Here is a 24,329-nt window from a genome sequence, read left to right as displayed (position 1 = left end):
TTGGACTCATTAACGCCCAAGGTGGTAGCTTAGGCAATAAGATCATGATATAATTTAAAACAGTGCCTATTTAAGCAATATTGTCATGTAAACCAGAGATTTTGCGGATCTAAGGGGTGACCTAGCATGTCCAAAGAAAGTAAGGACTACTCCAAGTATTTTGATTTTTCAGGAGCCAAAGTTCTCTCCGAAGATGAACACGGGAAGAGAATTCGCATCAATGGCCGGGAAATCAACATCCTATCGGAGCCTAATCATAGACAGGAAAAACAGCGCGGCAAACAAAGTGTCGAAGTTTTGTACGATACCGAGCTGCCGGAAGCGTTTCGAACCCTCGGGGCTGGCAAGCATTATATCGTGTATACGTACGGATGTCAGATGAATGAGCATGATTCCGAAACGATCAAGGGATTGCTGGAGCAGATGGGCTACCAGGCAACCGAGGATCGGAAGCAGGCGGACATCATCTTGCTCAATACGTGCGCCATTCGTGAAAACGCGGAGGATAAAGTGTTTGGCGAACTCGGCCATCTGAAGCATTTGAAGACGGAAAAGCCGGATATGCTGCTTGGCGTTTGCGGCTGCATGTCGCAGGAAGAATCGGTTGTTAATCGGATTCTCCAAAAGCATGGCTTTGTGGATTTGATTTTTGGTACGCATAACGTGCATCGTCTGCCTCATCTTATTCAGGAAGCGCTCTTCAGCAAGGAAATGGTGGTTGAAGTGTGGTCCAAAGAGGGCGACATTGTTGAGAATCTACCGAAAAAGAGAGAAGGTCTCCGCGGCTGGGTCAACATTATGTACGGCTGTGATAAATTCTGTACATACTGCATCGTCCCATATACCCGCGGCAAGGAGCGCAGCCGGCGTCCGGAGGATGTCATTGCTGAGGTTCGTGAATTAGCCCGGCAAGGGTATAAGGAAATTACGCTGCTCGGTCAGAACGTGAACGCATATGGCAAAGACTTTGAAGATATCGAATACCGTTTCGGCGATCTGATGGATGATATTCACAAGATCGATATCCCGCGTGTTCGCTTCACTACATCCCATCCAAGGGATTTCGATGATCACCTGATTGAGGTGCTGGCGAAGGGTGGTAACCTGGTCGAGCATATTCACCTGCCGGTACAGTCGGGAAGCACGCAAGTGCTCAAAAAAATGAGCCGAAAATATACGCGTGAGACGTACTTGGAGCTCGCCCATAAAATTAAGAAGGCGATTCCCAATGTAGCATTCACCACCGACATCATTGTCGGATTCCCTGGTGAGACCGATGAGCAGTTTGAGGAGACGCTGTCCCTGGTTCGGGAGGTCGGCTACGACTCCGCTTACACGTTCATTTATTCTCCTCGTGAAGGAACGCCAGCGGCGGTGATGGAGGATAATGTACCGATGGAGGTCAAGAGCGAGCGTCTTCAGCGATTGAATGCCGCCATCAATGAGTACAGCCGCAAGAGCAACGACAGGCTGCTTGGATCTACGGTGGAGGTGCTGGTAGAAGGAGTCAGCAAGAACAATGATTCCATGCTGTCGGGACGCACGCGCACGAACAAGCTGGTGCATTTCGAAGGCTCGACGGACCTCATAGGCAGCTTCGTAAATGTCCGGATTACGGATACGAAGACCTGGTATATCAAAGGGGATAGAATCCCGGACACGATTCCTGCCTCGGATGCGGTATAATAGAGGAGCAGGCAGCATTCAAATGCAGCATAGGGCCGCGAACAAAAAACCGGCCGGTGCTGCATATTCCCATATAGATGATGAAGAATTGGAGCGATGAACCTTGGCACATGATCATGTTCGTACGAACACATACGGTATGTCAACTTACAACACGCGTGAATTGATTATACGTGACGATATTTTGGCAAAAGCCGGCGAGCTGGCGGAATTAATATCCACCAGTGAAGAAGTTCAGATGTTTAAGCAGGCCGAAGAGAAGATCCAGAACCACGAACGGGTTCAAAACCTGATAAAAACCATTAAGAAAAAGCAAAAGGAAATCGTGGCTTTTGAAACGTTCCAGAACAAGGATATGGTCGCCAAAATCGAACGGGAGATCGAAGAACTGCAAGAGGAGATTGACGGTATTCCGCTCGTGATGGAGTTCCAGCAAAGTCAAAGCGACATTAATTATCTTCTTCAACTGGTCGTATCCGTGATTCATGATACGGTTTCGGAAAAAGTGAATGTGGAAACAGGAAAAGATACGCCGCCAAGCAGCTGCGGATAGATGAAACGAGGTGCGGAATGGTTCCGCACCTTTTCTATTCTTGTTATTTCATGTACAGAATGAGAATGAATAGGGCATAGTAAACTTATTATAAAGGATGGGGTCAGGAAATCCTTGACATCATTTTTAAATATGTCATAATGAAATTATCAAAATAATAGTTATGGTGATGGAAATGACGGATCGCGAACAGGCTCCAAAGAGCAGTGCCAAGAAATACAGAACACCGGATGGTGTGCCCGCTGATATCGTGATGTTTACCTTAACGAAGCGGGAACGGAAAACCTTCACCAAGACATTGCCGATACGCGAGCTTAAGGTGATGCTGATCAGGCGCAGATCATGGCCATGTGCGGGTATGTGGGCACTCCCCGGCGGATTTTGCCGTGAGAGTGAGTCTATTTACGATGCCGCCAAACGGGAGCTGAAAGAAGAGACCGGGGTGGATGGCGGCCATTTGGAGTACTTGGGCGTGTACAGCGCACCGGGACGGGATCCAAGGGGCTGGATTATCAGCCATGCATTCTACGCGCTCGTAGAAGAATGGATGCTGGAGCATCGCCAGGCTGCCGATGATGCGGAAGAGGTAGGTCTGTTTACGGTCGCGGAAGCTTTGGAAGAGCTGGAGCTGGCTTTTGACCACAGAGATATCATAATGGATGCGTACCGCAAGATTCAGCAGCAAATGCTGCAGACGACGATTGCGCGGCAGTTTTTACCGGAGCATTTTACACTGAGCGAGTTATATCAGGTCATCCAGACGGTTGTGCCCGAGTTCAACGAGCCCAATTTTATCCGTAAAATCACGTCAACCCGCAGCAGACAGGGGATACTGGAAGAAGCACGGGATGAGAACGGCAAGCCGCTAAACTCCAATCAATATTCCCAGCGGCCGGCCCAATTGTATCGGTTTACGGATCATGCACCGTTGCTATCAATTTATACGTAGGATGGGATTCACAAGCTGTTATTTTATCGATCACATTAATCATGTCGTAGAGGAGTGTGTCAGATGAAAGCCTTGATCGTGATAGATTTCACGAATGATTTCGTGGATGGCAATCTGCCGGTAGGGAAGCCCGCCATTGACATTCAGAACACCATCGCGGAGCTGACCAAGTTGTACAGCGATCGTGGTGATTTTGTTGTAATGGCCGTGGACCTGCATGAGAGCAATGACGCTTATCATCCCGAAACGAAGCTGTTCCCTCCGCATAACATTCGGGGAACCCGGGGTCGGGAATTATACGGTGAACTTCAGCGGGTGTATGAGGAACGAGAAGACGCCATCTATTGGATGGACAAAACGAGATACAGCGCATTTTGCGGTACGGATCTGAACCAGAAGCTGCGGGAACGCGGGATTACCGAAGTCGATCTCATCGGAGTTTGTACCGACATCTGCGTGCTGCATACCGCAGTGGATGCTTATAATTACGGATATCGTATTACCGTTTATGAAGATGCCGTCGCAAGCTTTAATCCGGAAGGACATAAGTGGGCTTTAAGTCACTTTCAAGGCAGCCTCGGGGCATCGGTAGTGCGAAGTAAGGAACTTCTTAATCAATAGACAGCTTGAACCACCCGGAAGCCTAGATGAACCGGGTAACAGTGGAGGATGATCGTGATGCTGACAGCAGGATTAGCACTACACACGGACAAATACCAGATTAACATGATGTACGCTCACTGGATTAATGGCTCTCATCGTACGCGTGCGGTGTTTGAGGCGTATTTCCGTAAGCTGCCATTCGGTAACGGATATGCCGTTTTTGCCGGTCTTGAGCGGATTGTACATTATATTGAGTCCTTGCGTTTCTCGGATGAGGATATCGCGTATTTGGCCAAACAGGAAGAGAAGTATAAACCTGAATTTCTGGAAGAGCTTCGCCGATTCCGTTTTCAAGGGAATATTCATTCCATGAAGGAGGGGGCGCTGGTATTCCCGAACGAGCCGCTCATTCGAGTGGAAGGCACCATTTTCGAGACACAGCTGGTCGAAACGGCACTCTTGAACTTTATGAACTTTCAAACCTTGATCGCTACCAAAGCGTCCCGTATCCGGCAGGTTGCCAGCGGCGATACCTTGCTGGAGTTTGGTACAAGACGTGCACAGGAAGCGGATGCGGCGGTTTGGGGGGCGCGTGCTGCGTATCTGGCCGGTTTCCATGCCACGTCGAATATGCTGGCTGGCGAGAAATTCGGCATCCCGACAAAAGGCACGCATGCGCATTCCTGGGTGCAGACCTTCCGGAGCGAGCAGGAGGCCTTTGATATATTTGCCGAGGTTATGCCGGATCAAGTGACGCTGCTGGTGGATACCTTTGATACGTTAAAGAGCGGGATTCCCCATGCCATCGTAACGGCGAAGAAGCTGGAGGCCCAAGGGAAACGGATGAATGCCATTCGTTTAGATAGCGGGGATTTGGCTTACCTGTCGATTCAGGCACGAAAGATGCTGGATGAGGCCGGTCTTCATTACGTCGGTATCGTGGCATCAAACGATCTGGATGAAGGCACCATTCTGGATCTCAAGGCGCAAGGGGCCAAAGTAGATACTTGGGGCGTCGGTACCCAATTGATTACGGCAGCCGACCAGCCTGCGCTTGGGGGCGTTTATAAGCTGGTGGAGCGGGAGGTTGACGGGAAGATGGTACCGACCATCAAAATCTCGGGCAACCCCGAAAAAGTATCTACCCCAGGCAAAAAAGAGGTATACCGCATCATATCCAAGGGCAGCGGCAAAGCGATCGCCGATTACATCTGCTTCCCGGAAGAAGAGATGCCGCCGGAGAACGGGAAATTAAAGCTGTTTAATCCACTGCATCCTTATATGCGCAAAAATGTAAAGAACTTTGAAGCGGTGTCCATGCTTGAACCGGTGTTTGTGAATGGCGAACTGGTGTATGAGCTGCCGAAGCTCGAAGAGATTCGCAGCTATCATGATGCTCAGCTGGATCAGTTCTGGCCGGAGTATCTGCGGAAGCTGAATCCGGAAATTTACCGCGTGAATTTGAGTGAAGAGGTCTGGGAAGTGAAACAGCGGATGATGGCCGAGTTCATGGAACAGCATGAAGATTAGGTTATAAAATACAGAAATGAAAAAGACGCTTTCCCAATCTTGCCGCTTGGCAGGAGAAGGGGCGTCTTTTTGTACTCGGCTATAACTCAAGTCGATCCACTATACTTCCGTTGACGTCACGCGCGGTGAGGTGAACCTTGTCCTTGTTCTCTATCGTGTCGGGCTGGCGTTCGTAATACCACATGTACAAATCTTCACTGACATCAGGCCTCAGTTGTTGGTAGGGTATGGTATGTGCCGGCTGACCATTTACATGAATCTGAATGGGTTCTGTGCTTCTATACAGGCCAAACACGAGTGATGAATCCAGGTTTGTCTCCGAGAATACGGACGGAGAAGCGGGATTCTCAGGAGAAAGGTATAATGTAGTTACGGCGGACATATTCCATCCGAACCATCCTTTGGTATAGGTGGATAATTGCAGTCCCAGTCCAGGTGTACCCACGAAAGCATAAACATTCTCAGAGGTTAATTCGGATTGTATGATTTCAGCATGATCTATGCTGAAAGGTGCTTCAAGAAAAGCATGTTTCTCGTTGAATACCGCCGCTTCAACCGAGCGGTGTGTGTTTGTGTATTCGTAGATCCCTGTCATTAAAATGAAGAGGAGGCCGATTAGTACGTACACTTTGAGACCAGGCCAGGTAATTAAAGGGAAAGCCCTGAAGACTAGTCTAAACAGCGTAAGAATGAGACCCAAACTCAAAAAGAAAACGAGAAACGAGCCGGCAATGCCGCCTGATTGTGTATGAATACCAAGGAATCCAAAAACCTGGCTGATCGGCTTATGGACGAGCGGTAACAGAAGTAGTGTTACCAGCGTGAGCAAGTACGAGAAGCGGAAGGATCTACGTGTAGATCCATGATCGAAATGAGTCATAACGTGGATTTCAACTCCTGCTGATAATCTTTTATAAAAGTATTCTTTTTCCATAATAACACAATTCTGATTATAAATGACGATACTGAATCATTTCTTGGGAAAGCGCATAAGTCGCCATATTCCGAGAGCATGTATAAAGCTTCGACATATTCATAGTGCAAATCCGGATTGCTTTACAGCACCTAAACTAACCCAAGGAGTGATATGTGTGGACAACGAAACCAATTTTCAGGCCTACGTGCTGCGTCAAGATGAACAAGGGGTTCGCGGCAGCGTGGAGAACCTGTGTTTGAAGCAGCTGCCCGAAGGTGACGTTATTGTGCGGGTATTATACAGCGGGGTTAACTATAAAGACGGGCTGGCCAGCATACCGGAAGGGAAAATTGTCCGCCGATACCCGTTCATTCCGGGCATTGATCTGGCAGGAACGGTTGTGCGTTCCGCTCATGCTGATTACAAGGAAGGCGATGACGTTCTCTGTACCGGTTATGAATTAGGCGTATCTCATGAAGGCGGGTTCAGCCAGTATGCACGGGTTAAGGGAGAATGGCTTGTCCCGCTGCCGCAGGGCTTGTCTCCGCGTGATGCGATGGCTATCGGAACCGCAGGTTTTACGGCTGCATTATCGATAGAGGCCTTGATACGGAATGGACTGCGACAGGAACAGGGGGCCGTTCTAGTTACGGGGGCAACTGGGGGCGTGGGCAGCTTCGCGGTCTCCATCCTCAGTCAATTAGGCTATAGCGTAACGGCATCCACAGGCAAATCAAGTCAGAGGGACTGGCTCTTAAAGCTGGGAGCTCATGAAGTGATATCCAGGGAAGAGGCTGCGGCATCCTCCAAGGGGGCCATCTCTGCCGAGCGCTGGGCAGCGATAGTAGATCCGGTCGGAGGAAACCAACTGGGTTCACTTCTGAAAAGCGTAAAATATGGCGGAAGCGTCGCTGTTTCCGGTATGACGGGTGGCGGTGCTTTTGATTCGACGGTGTTTCCGTTTATCCTTAGAGGCATCAATCTCCTCGGAATCGATTCGGTATACTGCCCTATGGCCTACCGCCGATCGGTATGGTCGAAACTGGCGGATGAATGGAAGCCGGCATCCGTGCTACAAGAAGGAATTACGGAATACGGTCTACACGATCTGCCTGAAGTGCTGAACACCATTCTGCAGGGCAGAGCAGTTGGAAGAAGCGTCATCGCTCTATAATATTACCTTGATTTCTCATACGCATAATGTTCCTCATCCTCAGGCATTCTAAGGGAAGGCAACCTCTGACACCTAAGGAAGGGTGAGTGAACATGAATTATCGCAGAATCGTTACCGTTTTATTGCTTTGTTCCATTCTTGCCATATCGGTCGGTTGTTCCAGGCAGATAGCCAGGGACGAGATGCGCCTATATAACATGAGGGCTTACGAGGAAGGGTCCAGGGAGGCCCGGATATCGGGACGGGGTTTGAACGGAAAATTCCTTGAGGATCTCCAAGCCTCGTTTAACCAGGTGGGCATGCCGTTGACCAATGAAACCTATGCGGAAGACAACGTCGGCAATATTACGTATCAATACCGGATCAATTATGATGCAAGCCAGTTTATCACCGTATATGTCTATCAGGATCAAGCGGCCAGGGAAAAAGGGATCAAGGAGATATACGGCGTTACAGAAGGGGATGCCAATGCGGCCGGCGGACATAACCTGATCGTGAGCGACAAAGAAACGTCCATCGTATATACGTCAACGGGCGACAAAACGGATAACTATTATGACCAGGTCAAAAAAATAGCGCCCTCCCTGCTTGCCAAACATCAACGACGTGCCAGCAGTTAGGATACAGCTAAGGCCGGATGCCCATATGCATCCGGCCTTTTGTTTGTTGCCCGGCGTTGGTTATGATCTGTGTTTATCCAGCTCATATTTGATGTGCCGCAGCTCAGGCAGCAGAATCCGGTTCATCGCAAGCTTGACGGCTCCGCTAGAACCCGGCATGGAGAAGACGGCCGTGTGGCTTAGCGTGCCGCCGATCGCGCGGCTCAATATGGCCGCAGACCCAATATCCTCCGTAAAGCTTAGGAAGCGGAAGATTTCGCCGAATCCGGGGAGTTCCTTATCAAGCAATGAGGATACGGCTTCGTAGGTGGTATCCCGGCTCGATATGCCTGTTCCGCCTGTTAGTAGGACGACATCAATGTCCGGATTGCTAACCGCAGTATAGATCGTTTCGCGGATCGTTTCGTAGTCGTCCTGAACAATGCTGTAAGATACAACGGCATGCCCGGCTTCTTCAAGCAAGCTCATCATCAGTTTGCCGCTCTTGTCCGTGTCCTTGGTCCGCGTATCCGAGACCGTAATCACCTTGCAGTTCACGGAAGCGGGGGATTGCTGTTTATGCTCTTGCGATGAATTCATAGAAATGACATCTCCTGTTATAGTTAGTGGCGGCGCGCTTGCAGTAGATGGATGAAATGTAGTACACTCGCTAGCATAATCATGATGCACGCAAAGGAGTATGGAACGTGGAGCACGTAACACCCATTTATATTTTATCAGGTTTTCTTGGCAGTGGAAAAACGACATTGCTTAGCCGTCTTATTACCTCCTTCAAGCAGCAGGGATTGCGGCCGGCCATTGTCATGAATGAGATCGGCGAGGTCAACATCGAAGGGCTTGTCGCCGGTGAAGAAGTACCGACGGCAGAGATGCTAAGCGGCTGTATTTGTTGTACCATTCGATCCGATTTATCATCTGAAATCGCAATGCTAATCCAGCGGGAGCAGCCGGATGTCATCGTCATTGAAGCGACGGGGATCGCCAATCCGATGGAAATCCTGGACGCGGCGGCGGAAGCTTCTTTATACATGAGAATCGATGTGAAAAAACTGATCACTGTCGTGGATGCCGCGCATCTGCTGCATTTGAATATAGAGCAGAAGGGGAAAACCTATCGTTTGATGCAGGAGCAGATTCGTGCAGCCTCGGCGCTTGTCCTCAATAAGATGGACCAAGTAACGGATCAGGGCAAAGAGACGGTTCAGCAGCTGGTCGAGCGCTGGAATCCGTATGCTCCGATCATGCCTGCGGTGCGCTGCGACATAAAACTTGAAGATCTGCTTCAGAGCGATCCCAAGGACCGGGTTGAGCATTCTATTGTACATAATCGAGAGGGCAGGGATGCCTATGAGCATACAGACAAGAACAAGCAAGCCAACAGCCATGAGCATGACCACAGCCATGAGCATCATACACACAACCACGGCCAAACACATGATCATGGCTCTCATGATCATGTAATGTCCTACACCTACTATTTCAGCCATGCAGTAAACAGTGTGGAATTTGAGCGATTGATAGCCGGGCTGCCAAGGGATGTGTACCGGGCGAAGGGCATTCTCACCTTCAGCGATACGAACAGCCGTTTTTTGTTCCAGTACGCGTTCCGGGAATCCGATTTTATGAAAATTACACCCCAGGGTCAAGTCCCGGATGTGGTGGTATTTATCGGGGAGCACTTTCAGAAATCGCTGCTGCGAGAGCAGCTTGAAACACTGGAAGGGAAGACAAGTCGGGCATAAGTCAACGATTTGCCCAGTTAACTTGGGCAATTATACCTTGGGTCTTCTGGCCGGTGTTTGATTCAGAGGGCAGTCGAACGTTTAATAGAAAGGCATAGCGTAATAACTACAAGGAGGATCTATCCAATGTTAAATGAACTCAAATATAAAGAATGCATCGAAGCATGTCTCCAATGTATGAACGCTTGCAATGTATGTTATGTATCCTGCCTGAAAGAATACGAACTGGCCATGCTTCGCGATTGTATTACACTCGACAGAGAGTGTGCGGATATTTGCGCGTTTGCGGCTCAAGCCATGTCACGCAAAAGCCCTTACGTGAAGGAGATTTGCGAACTGTGCATCAAGGCATGCCTCGCTTGCGCGGAAGAGTGCGGGAAGCATGACCACGAGCATTGCAAACAATGCGCGGAGGCTTGCCGGAAGTGTGCCGAAGCATGCCGTGAAATGCTGAGCCACATCTAAGTCAACCGGCACCATCCTTCGATATAACAAAGCCTGATTTCCGAAGCGGGAGATCGGGCTTTTTTAGTTATAAGTATAATGTCTTCTGGACCGGTGCGCTGACCGTACTCCGCGAGACCACCCGGAGGAATTTTACTAACATCGTATTTTCCCCTATGATAGATGTGCTAGGAAGGTAGTACAATGAATGGTAAAGAATGAGGTTGTAACATGAACAATTCAGTTGGAAAAAACAATCGGTATGTCCGTAATATGAATCGGATCGGCATCGTCGGACTGCTTCGCGACTATGGCAGTTTAACGAAAGCGGAAATCGCAGCCAAGATGAACTTGACGTTTACGGCGGTTAACAATCTGGTGGAAGAGCTGATGAAGGAGCGAGTGATCATTGATGCCGGATTATATGATGATTCCAGCCGCGGCAGGAAGCCCAAGCTCATCTCGTTGAATCCCGCCGATAAGTATACAGTCGGCGTTCATATTAGCGCATCCTCCGTGCAGGCGGCAGTCATTAATTTACAGGGGAATGTGTTATTGGAGAAACGTTGCTCTTTTGAAGATGGCGCCAATCGCGGCAGCGTAGTGAATATGATTATATCCACGATACAAGCCGTACTGGACGAGTCAGGCCTGGAGTCCGAAATTATCGGCATCGGCGTAGGAGCGCCCGGACCGCTTGATCCGGTTCAAGGCAAAATTCTGTCTCCGCCCAACTTAACCGGTCTGCATCAAGTACGATTAAAGGATCTGATCGAGGAGAACACGGAGCTTCCGACCCATGTAGAGAAGGACGCTAACGTAATGGCTCTCGGTGAGCTATGGTATGGAAACGGTCGGCATTTCAACAATCTGGTGTACATGGATGCAGATATCGGGATTGGGTGCGGACTGATCTTCAACCAGAAAATATATCAGGGTTACCCTTGTGGTGCCGGTGAGATTGGGCACTGTACGATAGATATCAACGGTCCGCGCTGCCATTGCGGTAATGACGGCTGCCTTGAAGCGATGGCATCGGGAAATGCCATCGTCCGCAGAGTGTATGAGGAGTTGGGTCGCGGGGCAGCAAGTTCTCTTACATCTTATTTTAATAGCGATGATCAGGGTATGGATGTAGTCGATGTAATCCATGCCGGGCTGGCTGGAGATCCATTGGCTGCCAATGTACTGCACGAATCGGCACGATATGTTGGTGTATCACTGGCCAACATCATGAATCTGCTTACACCCGAGATCATCATCCTGGGCGGAGTACTGGCTAACCGTTACCCGGATTTCTTCAATCATGTTAAAGAAACATCCGTTAACAGAAGCCTATCCAGCCTCCATAATAAAATGGTGCTGCAGCCCTCCCAGCTGGGAGAAGATGCGTGCATCATAGGCGCAGGGACGATTGTGTTTGAAAAATACTTGGGTGACATAAGCGATTAGAGGGGGAAGGACACCCTCAAACGGGCCGCACCGGAATCCATGAACAGGAGTTGAACAGATTTGCAGGAGCTGTTGGAATTGATCGGAATAAACAAGCGTTTTGGTAAATTCGCCGTCTTACATAACATTCATTGGAGCATTTCCCGCGCTGAGTGCGTTGCGATAACAGGAAGCAATGGCGCAGGAAAGAGCACCATGCTGCATGTGATAGCAGGGCTTGCTAACCCGTCGGTAGGGTCACGGATCGAACATGGAACATCGCTGCGTGTCGGCTATGTACCGGAACGTTTTCCTGCGCTGCGGTTTCGCCCTTCCGAATATTTGCGCCACATGGCTGGCATTCAGGGCATGGACAAACAAGAAGCAGCGAAACGAATCGATGCCATGCTGAATGTGTTTCGATTGCAGGACATGAAGATGACGCTATGCTCCAAGGGGATGCTGCAAAAGGTCAATATCATGCAGGCCCTGCTTCGTCAGCCCGATTTATTGGTTCTGGATGAACCTCTGTCGGGATTGGACGAGCCCTCTCAAATGGAGATGATCGGCATTCTAAGTGAAATCAAAAGACAAGGAACAGCGATCGTGATGTCCGTTCACGAGCCGCTGCTTATTGCTTCGCTGGCCGACCGGGAGACGCAACTCCGCGAGGGGCGGATCGAGCGGGACGGCATGCTGGAAACCGATACGGAGATGGGACGGATGAAGCTGGAATTCACGCATGTTACTCAAGACAAAATGCTGGAACTGGAACGCCGTTCAGGGTTCCATTATTGGATATCGAGAGGTAATCCTGCATCGATGGTAGTCTCGCGGAAGGTCGCGGATGAAATGCTGCTGGATATTCTACAGTCAGGCGGATCGCTGACACGGCTGGAGCCTTGGAGCATGGAGAAGGCAGAGCAAGTGAAGCCTAACCTTGGTCAATCCATGGAAGGGGAGGGAGCATAATGGGATCATTGATTCATTACATGCTTGCCAGTTATACGAGATCCTATCGGTATTTCGCGCCGATTGCCTTTATGCTGATATCGGTAGTGTTTATCTACTCTTACCGGCCTAACCCCATCATGGACAGCTATGCCGTAACCGCTGCATTTCTGTTTGTCGGCTCCGCTTGGCTTGGTTTGAACTTTCTCAATCATGATCAAGGGCGTCAAACGATGCTCCTGATTGTTCATAGCGGGAAGGCCATACGATATTATGCCGCCCAGTATTTAACCGTAACGCTTCTATCTATCCTGTTCAGCTTATTTGCTGTCCTTTACCCGATCGCGTTTGGAATGTTTGATAAGCCGATTACATTATCCCAGTTTGTTTTGGGTTATCTGGGACATGCTGCTTTGTCCTTGCTCGGCATTTCAATTTCGGTATTTTTTCAGTTTGGCTTTATGGAGAATCAGGGAAGGGCGGCTGGTTTGCTGTTAATCGTTATCGTTATTTCCTTAGCCGGACAATCCATCGTTCAGGATGATCTTGCTTATTTGAGAATGATTCCTTATGTGCTGCCTCCCGTCTCTGTGATGATCGATATGCTCATTCATGCTGACGAGCGTTCCCGGGCCATGTTATTCATGACCCTTACATATACGTTCATATACAGCTTCATTTTGCTGGCTGTTTATCTATGGACGGCATGCCGCAAGGATGCGGCAACCATGATCCGAAAAGTAGGTTGAAGTAGGAGGTATCTTCCTTTACCATAGGGATATACACAAATAGAAACGGTAAAGACAGCCAATACTAGAGGAGGATACCATGAAACAATCTCGACTGATGGACAGCGACCACTCCAAAGAGCTGTTTGCCTATTTCGGATTAGCGGTGTATTATTCACAGGCGCTTGAGCAGCAGCTGGCGAATCTGTTGATGCTGATCAAGCTTTCCCAGGGGAATGTGCCTTCAGAAGAAGATTTCACCCAATTATATCAGCGGAAATTAAGCAGCTCTCTGGGCCAATTGGTACACGAGATCCAGCATTACTTTCCATTCTCCGAAGAAGAAACACTTCAATTAAAAGAGGTCTGGAAGCAGCGCAACTATATCGTTCATGATTATTTCAAAGAGCGGATTCATGAGACATTCAGCCCGGCCGGCCGATCCCGAATGATTCGGGAGCTGACCGCTTTTAAGGACCAGGCCCAAGCGCTGGAGCAGAAGCTGCAGGGCTATTCCCGCGAAATGTATGTGAAGCTTGGCCTGGACAGCGAAAAAAGCGTGTAAAAGAAATTAGGGCTGAGATGAAACATATTCCAGCACCTCTGCGTCAGAAAGAATAGGAGGTGTAATTATGAAAAAAACTACGAAATTGTTAACTGCAATGCTTGTCACTTCGTCATTGCTCGGTGCCGGCGCCGCCTCTGCTTTCCAGGATGTTCAAGAGGGGAAGCCTTTACAAATGGTGAAGGAGCTGCAAGCGAAAGGTATAATCCAAGGGGTTAGCGCCGACAAATTCGCTCCGGCCAAAACAATAACGACCGCCCAGGCGGTACAGATGATTGTGAATGTCGCCGACCTGAAGGTACAACCGAACTTTACGGGCCGTTCGTTTGACAGTGTGCCGAAGGATGCCTGGTTTGCTGATGCTGTGAATATAGCGGCTCAGAACGGATTGTCCGTATCCGCAGACATGAAATGGAATGAGCCGATAACGCGTGAAGGGTTCGCGACATTGCTCTCGGAAGCGATTCAGAAGACCGGGAATTATCCCGTGGTTATGATGTATTTGCATGTAGCCGACGAGGATCTGATGAAAGAGGAGAGCCGGGGAGCGGTGCAGTTCCTGCTGTTAACCAAGATCGCTGAGCTCGACGCTAACGCCAAGTTCCATCCAACGAAGAATTTAACGCGAATAGAAGCGGCAGAGCTTGCGTACCATTCGATCCGATTCATTGAGGAGCATCAGAAGAACATGATACCCCAGGAGCCGGGACAATCTGAACCGGATGTAAGTACAAAAGTTGTTAAGGTGGATGAATCGCAGAACAAAGTTACGGTAACCAAGGAAGACCTACCGAATCCGGGGTACGGCATTAAAATTACGTCGGTCGACTATGTTAGCGATACCGAAGCCGTGATCCACTACAAAGTTCTTCAACCCGATCCGGACAAAATGTACCCGCAAGTCATCTCGAAATCTTCCGATGACGTGCTCGTGCCTTCCAAGTACACCAAAATCACGGTCAAAGCAGAAGCTACAGAGGGAACTCTTGATTCGACAAAGTAATTCTTGCAATATACTGCCAGCATACCATGTTAAAAAGAAGGCTGTTCCCAAGCGAATGTTACATTCGACAGGGGACAGCCTTCTTGTTTAATCCTACAATGTTATAACGCAGCTGGAACTACTACACATGGCCACCGGCCAGCTTGCTGGTGGAGGTGGCAAGTACCGTTTCCTTAGTCTCTGCAATCGAAGCCGTGCTGCCTTGCTGGAGCTGGTACATTTTAAAGTACCTTCCGCCCAGGGCCATCAACTCGTCATGGGAACCCTGCTCCACAATTTCTCCACGGTGAAGGACCAAAATCTGATCGGCGCTGCGAATCGTGGATAAGCGGTGAGCGATGATAAAGGTCGTGCGCCCACGCTTCAGTACCTCCAGAGCTTCCTGGATTAAGGCTTCCGTCTCCGTATCGATGTTAGCGGTGGCTTCGTCGAGAATCAGTATGGCCGGGTTGAACGCCAATGCACGGGCAAAGGAGATTAACTGGCGCTGTCCGGCGGACAGCGTGCTGCCTTTCTCCAGAACCGGCTCATCAAAGCCTTGCGGAAGATGAGCGAGCAGCCGGTCGGCCCCTACGTCGCGAAGCGCCTGCTCCACCTGTTCCCGCGTGATCCCAGGATCACCGAGGCTGACATTCGAAGCAATCGTGCCGGTGAACAGGTACGGGTCTTGCAGCACGATGCCCATATGCTTGCGGAGCCATTGCTTCGGAATATCGGTAACGGGCTGCCCATCAATGGTAATCGTGCCTTTCTGCGGGTCATAGAAACGGAACAACAGATTGATGATGGAACTTTTGCCGGAGCCGGTATGACCGACAAGCGCCACGGTTTGGCCCTGCTTCGCTTCAAATGTAATGTCTTTTAGCACATAGTCTTTCTTGTATGCGAAGGAGACATTCTGAAACTCCACATTTCCTAAATACCGCGGCATGCTGCCGTCCGTTACTTTTTCGCCCGTTTCATCCATCAGCTCGAATACCCGTTTGGCGGAGACGATGGAGGTATCGAGCGCGGCCAGCTGGTTGACCATGCCCGTAATCGGCTGGAACATGCGGCCAAGCAGATCAACGAAGGCGTAGAGGACGCCGATCGATACGATGCCGGCACCGTTCAATGATGCCGAACCGAAATACCAAAGAACGACCACAAAGGATACGTTACGCAGCACATTTACCAGATTGTGCGTGGTGAAGGAGTTCAGATTGAGCATTTTGTTCTGATGGGCCATATAGTCCGCATTCAGGGACTCGAACTCTTCTTGGGTCGCTTTTTGGCGGCGGAATACACGAATGATGGCCATGCCCTGAATGGATTCATTAATGATGGCGTTGATCTCGCTCAGCCGGGAGCGGATGACCGTATTGTATTTGGTTGCGAATTTACGGTACAGGATGGTCCATACAATCAGCATTGGAATAACAAACAAACTGATTAAGCCCAATCGAACGTCCAGAAGGAACAAGGCAACATAGACACCCGTGATATAAACGGCGCCAGAGCTGAAGTTGGATAATACCGCAACAAACAGGTCCTTTACCGCTTCGGTATCATTGGTTACCCGGGAAACGACTTTGCCCGCCGGTAAATTATCAAAGAAGTTGACGGGCAGCCGCTGAATATGGGCATATACATCGGTACGCAGCTTCTGAATGACCCGGTTGGCTGCCGATTGCAGCCAGTAGGTTCTGCCGAATACCGTAATCATGGAGATCAGCAGACAGATCAGGAACAGGCCGACTAGCTTGTAAATGCTGGGCAGCTCGGGTTTATAAAATTCAAACAGCTGTTCTTTGGTTAATTTGACGGCTGGATATTGCAATTCTTCCGAGGCATAGGAAATCGTCAAAACACCATCCTGGAAGGAACGGTTTCCTTCCGTTCGGGCTACCGGCTCATCAATGAAATAGAAGCTGCGGCCAGCCTGGACGAGGCGTACTTCCTGTCCTCGCGTTTCTCCTTCTTGAAAGCGATCCTCACGTTTATAATAGGTTCCATTATAGGATGCAGCACCTTGGGCTTGCGTCGTCTCATAATAGGGACGCTCGATGCCCAGAATATGCTCGTCGATCATCGTTTTTGCGATGAAGGGCCCAGCAAGCTCTGCGGCAACACCGATGGCCAGCAGAATCAAGGCGGTAATGAAGGTGCCCTTGGCCGTTAAGGCATAGCGGAACAGCCGTTTGGCAATTCCGGATTCATTCGAGATGGTTGTATCGTTTGGAGTCAATTAAGACACCTCCTCGGAGGTCAGATTGTTTTCTACCTGCTGGCGTTCGAATTGCTCACGGTACCAGCCGCCGAGCTCCAGCAGTTCATCGTGGGTTCCCTGCTCCGTGATTCGACCGTCCTCCAGCACCACGATGATATCGGCATGCTGAACGGCCGAGAGTCGGTGCGTGGAGATCAGCGTCGTTTTGCCGGCGCGTTTGCTCCGGATATTATCGATGATTCTGGCTTCCGTCCGGGCATCCACAGCGGACAAGGAATCGTCCAAAATTAAGATGTCAGGGTCGCTGATAAAAGCTCGGGCCAGTGAGACCCTTTGTTTTTGTCCGCCGGATAACGCCACCCCTTTTTCGCCGACAATGGTATCAAGGCCATCGGACAGGGTAACCAGATCGCGGTCAAAAGCGGCAGTTGTAATGGCATCCATAATGAGTTCGTCGCTGGCATCCTTTTTGCCGAATTGGATGTTCTGGCGCACCGTCTTGGAGAACAAAATCTGCTCCTGGGGAACGTATCCGATCCAGCTGTGGAGCTGATCGGTCGCCAGCATCTCCATGGGGATGTCGGAAATGAGGATTTCGCCGGTTCCAGTAGGGTACTCATGGAGAAGCTGCTTTAGCAGCGTTGATTTGCCGCTGCCCGTGCGTCCTACGACGCCGAGCGTCTGGCCTTTTTCCAGTGTGAAGTTAATATTTTTCAAATTATCTATCGTAGAGGTCGGGTAACGGAAAGTGACATCCTTGAATTGAATTGTATCCGGAACCTTCACGTCTACAGGGCTCGCGGCGTCGGTAACATCCGGCGGGGTCTTTAAGGTTTCGTTGACCCGATCCAGTGAAGCGTTTCCGCGCTGCATAATGTTGATCAATTCCCCGATGGCGAACATCGGCCAAATCATCATCCCGAGGTACATGTTGAACGATACGAGATCTCCGAGTGTGATTTGATTCTGGAACACGAGGTACACGCCGTAGGCTAAACCGATGACGTAACTGAGACCAATGGAGAAATTGATGGTCGGTTCGAATAAGGCGTCTACTTTGGCTACCGCCAGATTTTTACGATATACATCATCCGTAATGTCCTGGAATCGCTGCTGATCGGCGCGTTCTTGTACATATGCTCGGACGACGCGCACACCGGCTACCGACTCCAGAACCTGATCGTTCATGTCACCGAAGGCATCCTGCGCCAGTGTGTAGCGCTTATGAATGGCTCTTCCGTAGATGACCATGCCAATGGCAATGATCGGCATGGGCAGTATAGCGGCCAGCGTCAGCTGCCAGCTGACAATGAAGCCCATGGCGAAGAGGACGACAATCAAGTATATGGTGGAGTCGGTCATGACGAGCATTCCGAAGCCGGCAGTTGCTGCCACGGAGCGAAGATCATTCGTGGCTTTTGCCATGAGGTCTCCGGTACGGTTGCGTTCGAAAAACGGCGGAAGCATCCGCAGCAAATGGTTCATGTACCGGGTACGGAGCAGGCGTTCCACGAGGTTCGCTCCTCCGAACAAACGGTGCATCCATATGTAAGTGGCGCAGTATACGACAGCAACGATGCCGAGAATCATGAGCAGATATTGAACGAGGGAAGCCCACGTTATGGAACTGCTGACGATATCGTCAATGGCGTTTCCGAGCAGAAGCGGCGGCAGTAGCTCAACCAGTCCGCAAAAGATGAGAAGCGCAAGGCCGATCAAGTAACGCTTTTTTTCTTGCTTGAAAAACCATCCTAAATTTTTAAGTACGGCAAACACATTATCCCTTCCTCTCGTAGGTCGTTCTGACATCATATCATCCACAAAAACCAAAAAAAGCACATCATCCGACGACGGACGATATGCTTCATTAATTTTGAACTTATCATACGCACGGTGATCCTGACTTCCGTGCAACGGTTAGCAGCTTCGTTCAGATCATTCTGGCAACGAATGAACGAGGCTTGATGATGATGAGACAGCACCATTGGGGAGTCGATCCATATTTAATTGTAGGAAATGATGATCAAGATGATCTTGATCCATTGCAAACAGTTTCAACATGTCACTCACCCTTTCTTCGTAATTTACATTTTATTCAAATCGATCTCGTATGGACTGAATTTTATCACCATGAACTGGAATGTGTCAAACTTATTTTTCAGGATCACTCGCAAGATATTCGATAGTGAAGGTAGGTTAGAACCTTATGTCACTATTTTATTATCAAAATGATTTGTATCCTAACGTACGTATGCGTTATGATAATATTGCAACTAAATATGGATACCGTCCCTAAGATCTCCGGTCTGCTAATAGATAGGGGTCAACATATTATGACGTCTAAGGAGGGTGTACGACACATGCAAATTCAAGTCAGCGATCAGGCGGCACGATGGTACAAGAAGGAACTAGACCTTCAGGCAGGCACGTTCGTTCGCTTCTTTCCACGATATAGCTCAGGCGGAGGCCTCCATCCCGGCTTTTCGCTCGGTATTTCGGTAGAAGAACCAAGAGAAGCGGGACTCACGGAGCGTTCCGAAGAGGTAACATTCTTTATGGAAGAACAGGATCTGTGGTATTTGAAGGGATATACGCTACGCGTGAAATATGAGGAATCCTTGGATGACATTTCGTATATTTATGAAGAAGAGGGCGCAGTGAATTAACCTGATGAGAGACTGCAGCGCCATCTAGGGAAAGGAGGTTCCCAAGATGAGCGTATATCACCGTGATATTCGCCAATACATCGGCAAACGTTCGGTGGTTCGTGTGAAAGCGGCGGTGCTTGTGCTGAACGATAATGGAGAGATTCTGCTCCTGAAACGGCAGAACAAGGACGAGTGGGGACTTCCAATCGGAACCCTGAAGCCCGGCGAAGCTCTTGAAGACACAGCGTCCAGAGAGCTGTGGGAGGAGAGCGGCCTGACAGCGGATGATATGCGACTCTTGGATCTTGTATCTGGTCCGGAGTATATGAAGAAGCAAATTGGTGGAGATGAAGTGTATTATGTGATAGGTGTGTATGAGGCAACCGGTCTGCACAGTGCCATTCATTTGTCCCCTAATACGGAAGTATCTCTTAAATATTTTGATTTTCAAGCATTGCCCGCAATGGATGCGATCACGGTCCGCTTGCTGGACAAGATTAAAAAGAACAGCTGAGGCTTAGTTAGTGGTGGCAGTTTTATACGCTTTAAATTCCCCGCATGGGGAATTTTTTTCGGTCAACATGAGGAGTCCCTGCCCCATTCAAACCGGGGGGAAGGGACTCCTTTTGCCATGCGAAGGTGTGCACATATGATCATTAGGGCTGCCCGGACAGCGGGACCTCCAATGCAAAGTCAAAATCGTCGATATCATATACCTGAACGGGAAGAGCGCTTTCGACGATACGCTGAATCAATTCGTATTGATCAGTCAGTATGGGAGCCTCGGTTCTTTGGGATGCCAGCAGCAGCTCAGTTTCAACAGGATCAAAGGATTCCCCATAAGGTGCGGTGTCCATGGTGTTCATGACCGAGACCCGAGTAGTTTCACTAACGGGAATGGTAGGGCTCTTGGACCAGGGAACCTGCAGGGCACGCTCAATTTTCTTTTTGTTCAGCGGCTCTTCAAAATAGGAAATCAATTCGCCGATCTTTATCTTGACGTGCTGGTCATCAGCACTGCTATTCATGAGATGCTCTTCGGTGGTATGAAGCTCATATAATTCCAAAATGGTTGTGTACGGAATGATATACTCGACGGGTTTCGGTGGTACTAACAGCTGACCGTAAATAGCCAGCATGACGGCCTCCGTCACGAAAATTCTGGTCATGACTAAATCCTCCTGCAAGACATGATACAATTCATAAGTTTAGAACTAATAAAGCATTGAAGTTCATAAATGTCAACTGCTCTTCGCCTAACAAGCGCGTGGATCCTACTTAACAATAACGTCCATCGACTTACTTTCGCAGAAGACAGACCGCGGGTTAAAGGTGCTTTTCTTGCGATTATTGAATGGATTCAGCTTCGCAGAAAACTCGTAAATTCTATAATCTAAAGAAAGGGGCTTTGATCACCATTGAAATCATGGAAAATCTATTATCCGTTTGTTAAGCCATACATGAAGTGGATCATTCTGACCCTTATTATTGGCATGATCAAATTTGCAATTCCGTTATTACTGCCCATGATCATGAAATATGTCGTGGATGATTTGCTGATCAACCAGCAGATGACGATCGAACAGAAAATTCAGGATCTGATGTGGATTCTTGCCGGGACACTGGTGCTGTTTGTCGTGGTGCGTGGTCCGGTGGAATACTTGCGGCAGTATTTTGCCCAATTCATTACCAGCCGTATTTTATTCGATATGCGTAACCGGTTATATGCCCATCTGCAGCGGTTATCCCTCCGTTACTATCAGAATACCAAGGTAGGCGAGGCGATATCACGTTTTATCAATGATGTGGAACAATCCAAGAACCTGGTGGAAGTCGGTATGATGAACATCTGGCTGGATATGTTTACACTGCTGTTCGTGTTAATTGTCATGTTCTTCATGAATCCCGTATTGACGCTGGTTGCCATCTCGATTCTTCCTCTATATGGACTAGCGGTGAATTTGTTGTATAAGCGGCTTAAACGTCTGACTAAGGACCGGTCGCAGGCTCTCGCCGGCATCCAAGCGTATCTGCATGAACGGATTCAGGGGATCTCGGTTATCCGCAGTTTTACCCTGGAGCGTTACGACCAGAAGAAATTCGAAGGGATCAACGGCAATTTCCTGAAAAAAGCGATGGCCCAGACCCGCTGGAATGCGCTCACCTTTTCCATTATCAACACGCTCACCGATATTGCGCCTATTCTGGTTATCGGTTATGGGGGATACCGGGTGATCCAGGGAGATCTGACATTAGGTACGTTTGTTGCCTTCTTTGGTTACCTCGACAGGCTGTATGCGCCCCTTCGCCGTCTGATCAATTCGTCAACGGTGCTAACGCAGGCTTCAGCGTCGCTGGAGCGGGTCAAGGAGCTCATGGACGAGCCGTATGACATTGTGGACCGTCCGGATGCCAAAACGCTTAAAACAGCGGGACAGATCGAATTCGACCGTGTCTCCTTCAAATACAACGACGCTGCCGGTTGGGTGCTTCAAGATATAAACTTAACCATTCGGCAGGGGCAGACGGTTGCGTTTGTCGGCATGAGCGGCGGCGGTAAATCGTCTCTGATCGGACTGATTCCGAGATTCTACGATGTACAGCAGGGCGCGGTGAAGATTAACGGTCACGACGTCAGGGATCTGACGCTGGACAGCCTGCGCGGATCGGTGGGCATGGTCCTGCAGGACAACTTCCTATTCAGCGGCACTGTCCGTGAGAATATTCTGTTCGGCAATCCGGAGGCGGATGAAGAGAGAATCGTCGCCGCTGCCAAAGCTGCCAATGCGCATGATTTCATTACCCAGCTGCCGCAAGGCTATGAGACGGAAGTGGGTGAACGCGGCGTCAAGCTCTCTGGCGGACAGAAGCAGAGATTAGCGATCGCTCGTGTCTTCCTCAAGGATCCGGACATTCTGGTGCTGGATGAAGCGACGTCGGCGCTGGACTTGGAGTCCGAGCATCTGATACAGCAGGCGCTGCAATCCCTGTCCAACAACCGCACCACATTGATCGTGGCCCATCGCCTGTCAACGATTACGCACGCCGATCAAATCGTTGTGCTGGAGAATGGCAGAATTACAGAGCAGGGAACGCACGGCGAGCTGATGAACCTGGATGGAAGTTATGCCAGACTATATAACGTGCAGCATCTAGAGAGTTAATACGAAAGACCCGTCCTTCTGAGGCATGGTGTTGGGCCATGCTTCAGGGAACGGGTCTTTATTTTAGGGTAAAGGCTTATTTCTCGATATTCTTGAATACCGTATCATAGGTCATCTGAATATATTCTAGCGTCTGCCCGTGTAATACCATATTGTTCACTAAGGTGATCAACAGGAACAGAATCATGATGCCGGTCAGAGCTTGTTGAATCCGGAAATTCTTCGTTTTGGCAATAAACAGCGCTGCAAGCACAAACACGGCAAACAGATAATGTCCTGCGTACAAGTACAGATCGTAAGCATAAGTGGCCAAACCGAACCCAACGATGATGTGCAGCAGAATCGCGAACAGGATATAGATGGCAAATGCCCAGGTGTCGCGGGAGCGGATGCCTTTCATGAAGGACAGAATCGCAAGAATAAGCATTCCGATCCCGACGATATGGACATGAATCGGATACGGCTTGGCCAAATTCGTCACGAATGCCGCGATCCCCGGATCAATCATGGCAAGCTCCGGCGACAGGATCGGGCTTACAAACAGCATGTAGAAGACCCGGGAATGGTGCTCGAATGAAAAAGGAGAAACATAGCTGAGCGCACCGTTTTGAACGCTTGAAAACACGTTGGCGATCCAGGACTTACCTGAGAACAGCAAGTGTTGAAGCAGGGTTACGATAATCACCATCCCCAGAAAAGCCAGCATAATGAGGATGAAGCGTTTAAAGGCATCCTTCCAGCGTCGATCGAACAGACTGATCAGGAGCGCACCTGCGAACGTTGCCACATTCGTAGAGGTGATGCCGAAATTAATCAGGGCCAGGGAAGCATTCGGCATGACGGCATATCGATTCGTAAGCCGGCAATAGTGTAAGTAGGCGGCTGATAAGATGATCATGAACTGCGCATAAGCATAGGAATCCGGTATGAACGCCGTGAACAGCGTATACGAGCTGATACCGAAGAAAGCCGCAGTTACGAAGGACAACAACCAGCCGGCTCCGCTTCTTCGGACGATATAGTAGACCAGCGCAGCGCTTAAGGCATTCAATACCGATTGAATCAGAAGATAAGGGAGGTTCGCACTCCCGATCATCGTCGTTAACGGACTGGTCAGGAAATTAATGAATGGATGGATGATCGAGATATTCTCCGGTCCATATTCCATGGAAGGATCGAAGTTGAACAGATTCAATGTGAAAGGCGCACCATAGAACGGGCTGTGCGGCATCAACTCGGCTGCATGATCCTTAATGTAGGTCACGAACGGAAGGTTCATGAAAACATACCATAGGACAAGACAGATACTTAGGCCGATCGCCGTGTAATTATCTTTTTTATGTCGGAATAAATAACTGAAAAAAGTCATGTTTTACGCTCCACCAATCTTTCCATTATATATGTACCGTGAAG

23 protein-coding genes are annotated in these 24,329 nt (G+C 49.3%); 17 read left to right on the top strand and 6 right to left on the bottom strand.

Annotated features, from left to right (window positions below; translation table 11 throughout):
• Window positions 1-126: 126 nt before the first annotated feature.
• The 5 genes from miaB to BJP58_RS08050 all read left to right on the top strand — a co-directional run bounded on the left by miaB (window position 127) and on the right by BJP58_RS08050 (window position 5,321).
• Entirely contained in the window at window positions 127-1,686 is a 1,560-nt protein-coding gene (gene miaB, locus BJP58_RS08070) for a tRNA (N6-isopentenyl adenosine(37)-C2)-methylthiotransferase MiaB (protein ID WP_194543519.1), read from the top strand.
• Window positions 1,687-1,789: 103 nt separating this feature from the next.
• A complete protein-coding gene (locus tag BJP58_RS08065; RefSeq protein WP_071220156.1) occupies window positions 1,790-2,239 on the top strand; it encodes a YlbF/YmcA family competence regulator in 450 nt (149 codons plus the stop codon).
• A gap of 163 nt (window positions 2,240-2,402) precedes the next feature.
• Window positions 2,403-3,188 carry an NUDIX hydrolase gene (locus BJP58_RS08060; protein ID WP_071220157.1) on the top strand — a complete coding sequence of 262 codons (786 nt, stop codon included), beginning with the start codon at window positions 2,403-2,405 and terminating at the stop codon, window positions 3,186-3,188.
• A 63-nt stretch (window positions 3,189-3,251) separates the two neighbouring features.
• Window positions 3,252-3,809, top strand: coding sequence for a cysteine hydrolase family protein (locus BJP58_RS08055; protein ID WP_194543518.1), 558 nt, complete (start codon window positions 3,252-3,254; stop codon window positions 3,807-3,809).
• Window positions 3,810-3,866: 57 nt separating this feature from the next.
• Entirely contained in the window at window positions 3,867-5,321 is a 1,455-nt protein-coding gene (locus BJP58_RS08050; protein WP_194544871.1) for a nicotinate phosphoribosyltransferase, read from the top strand.
• A 79-nt stretch (window positions 5,322-5,400) separates the two neighbouring features.
• On the opposite strand, the gene BJP58_RS08045 is transcribed toward BJP58_RS08050, so the two are convergent.
• Window positions 5,401-6,201 (bottom strand): hypothetical protein, encoded by an 801-nt coding sequence (locus BJP58_RS08045; RefSeq protein WP_194543517.1) that lies wholly within the window; start codon window positions 6,199-6,201, stop codon window positions 5,401-5,403.
• A 211-nt stretch (window positions 6,202-6,412) separates the two neighbouring features.
• Between BJP58_RS08045 and BJP58_RS08040 the strand changes: the two genes are divergently transcribed.
• Window positions 6,413-7,411, top strand: a complete 999-nt coding sequence (locus BJP58_RS08040; RefSeq protein WP_194543516.1) for an NADPH:quinone oxidoreductase family protein — start codon at window positions 6,413-6,415, stop codon at window positions 7,409-7,411.
• A 92-nt stretch (window positions 7,412-7,503) separates the two neighbouring features.
• Window positions 7,504-8,031: a hypothetical protein gene (locus tag BJP58_RS08035; RefSeq protein ID WP_194543515.1), complete on the top strand. Its 528-nt coding sequence runs from the start codon at window positions 7,504-7,506 to the stop codon at window positions 8,029-8,031.
• A gap of 60 nt (window positions 8,032-8,091) precedes the next feature.
• Here BJP58_RS08035 and BJP58_RS08030 read toward each other — a convergent pair whose 3' ends face one another.
• On the bottom strand, window positions 8,092-8,610 hold the full coding sequence (locus BJP58_RS08030; protein WP_194543514.1) for a MogA/MoaB family molybdenum cofactor biosynthesis protein: 519 nt from the start codon (window positions 8,608-8,610) through the stop codon (window positions 8,092-8,094).
• A 107-nt stretch (window positions 8,611-8,717) separates the two neighbouring features.
• Between BJP58_RS08030 and BJP58_RS08025 the strand changes: the two genes are divergently transcribed.
• The 7 genes from BJP58_RS08025 (at window position 8,718) to BJP58_RS07995 (ending at window position 14,895) form a co-directional block, all read left to right on the top strand.
• On the top strand, window positions 8,718-9,773 hold the full coding sequence (locus BJP58_RS08025) for a CobW family GTP-binding protein (protein WP_194543513.1): 1,056 nt from the start codon (window positions 8,718-8,720) through the stop codon (window positions 9,771-9,773).
• A gap of 126 nt (window positions 9,774-9,899) precedes the next feature.
• A complete protein-coding gene (locus BJP58_RS08020) occupies window positions 9,900-10,238 on the top strand; it encodes a four-helix bundle copper-binding protein (protein ID WP_194543512.1) in 339 nt (112 codons plus the stop codon).
• 210 nt (window positions 10,239-10,448) lie between these two features.
• Window positions 10,449-11,669 (top strand): ROK family protein, encoded by a 1,221-nt coding sequence (locus BJP58_RS08015; protein ID WP_194543511.1) that lies wholly within the window; start codon window positions 10,449-10,451, stop codon window positions 11,667-11,669.
• A 60-nt stretch (window positions 11,670-11,729) separates the two neighbouring features.
• Window positions 11,730-12,620 (top strand): ATP-binding cassette domain-containing protein, encoded by an 891-nt coding sequence (locus BJP58_RS08010; RefSeq protein ID WP_194543510.1) that lies wholly within the window; start codon window positions 11,730-11,732, stop codon window positions 12,618-12,620.
• A complete protein-coding gene (locus BJP58_RS08005) occupies window positions 12,620-13,348 on the top strand; it encodes a hypothetical protein (RefSeq protein WP_233355003.1) in 729 nt (242 codons plus the stop codon). The genes BJP58_RS08010 and BJP58_RS08005 overlap by 1 nt, the downstream gene beginning before the upstream one ends.
• A gap of 79 nt (window positions 13,349-13,427) precedes the next feature.
• Window positions 13,428-13,892 carry a hypothetical protein gene (locus tag BJP58_RS08000; RefSeq protein WP_071220184.1) on the top strand — a complete coding sequence of 155 codons (465 nt, stop codon included), beginning with the start codon at window positions 13,428-13,430 and terminating at the stop codon, window positions 13,890-13,892.
• Between the two features lie 67 nt (window positions 13,893-13,959).
• A complete protein-coding gene (locus BJP58_RS07995; RefSeq protein ID WP_194543509.1) occupies window positions 13,960-14,895 on the top strand; it encodes a protease complex subunit PrcB family protein in 936 nt (311 codons plus the stop codon).
• A 121-nt stretch (window positions 14,896-15,016) separates the two neighbouring features.
• Here the strand turns inward: BJP58_RS07995 and BJP58_RS07990 are convergent, their stop codons facing one another.
• Window positions 15,017-17,122 (bottom strand): ABC transporter ATP-binding protein, encoded by a 2,106-nt coding sequence (locus BJP58_RS07990; protein ID WP_194543508.1) that lies wholly within the window; start codon window positions 17,120-17,122, stop codon window positions 15,017-15,019.
• Window positions 17,123-18,880, bottom strand: a complete 1,758-nt coding sequence (locus tag BJP58_RS07985; protein WP_194544869.1) for an ABC transporter ATP-binding protein — start codon at window positions 18,878-18,880, stop codon at window positions 17,123-17,125.
• A 584-nt stretch (window positions 18,881-19,464) separates the two neighbouring features.
• Between BJP58_RS07985 and BJP58_RS07980 the strand changes: the two genes are divergently transcribed.
• Together BJP58_RS07980 and BJP58_RS07975 are read left to right on the top strand one after the other, a co-directional pair.
• Window positions 19,465-19,770 carry a HesB/YadR/YfhF family protein gene (locus BJP58_RS07980; protein ID WP_100537990.1) on the top strand — a complete coding sequence of 102 codons (306 nt, stop codon included), beginning with the start codon at window positions 19,465-19,467 and terminating at the stop codon, window positions 19,768-19,770.
• A gap of 46 nt (window positions 19,771-19,816) precedes the next feature.
• Window positions 19,817-20,266 carry an NUDIX domain-containing protein gene (locus tag BJP58_RS07975; protein ID WP_113058703.1) on the top strand — a complete coding sequence of 150 codons (450 nt, stop codon included), beginning with the start codon at window positions 19,817-19,819 and terminating at the stop codon, window positions 20,264-20,266.
• A gap of 142 nt (window positions 20,267-20,408) precedes the next feature.
• Here BJP58_RS07975 and BJP58_RS07970 read toward each other — a convergent pair whose 3' ends face one another.
• On the bottom strand, window positions 20,409-20,921 hold the full coding sequence (locus BJP58_RS07970) for an ADP-heptose synthase (RefSeq protein WP_194543507.1): 513 nt from the start codon (window positions 20,919-20,921) through the stop codon (window positions 20,409-20,411).
• Between the two features lie 249 nt (window positions 20,922-21,170).
• Between BJP58_RS07970 and BJP58_RS07965 the strand changes: the two genes are divergently transcribed.
• A complete protein-coding gene (locus BJP58_RS07965) occupies window positions 21,171-22,916 on the top strand; it encodes an ABC transporter ATP-binding protein (protein ID WP_269468913.1) in 1,746 nt (581 codons plus the stop codon).
• A 76-nt stretch (window positions 22,917-22,992) separates the two neighbouring features.
• Here BJP58_RS07965 and BJP58_RS07960 read toward each other — a convergent pair whose 3' ends face one another.
• Window positions 22,993-24,285: a DUF6080 domain-containing protein gene (locus BJP58_RS07960; protein WP_194543506.1), complete on the bottom strand. Its 1,293-nt coding sequence runs from the start codon at window positions 24,283-24,285 to the stop codon at window positions 22,993-22,995.
• Window positions 24,286-24,329: the final 44 nt, after the last annotated feature.

The organism is Paenibacillus sp. JZ16, from assembly GCF_015326965.1.
GTDB lineage: Bacteria > Bacillota > Bacilli > Paenibacillales > Paenibacillaceae > Paenibacillus_AQ.
Note: the sequence above shows the minus strand (reverse complement) of the source record. Positions and strands in the feature narration are given on the sequence as shown.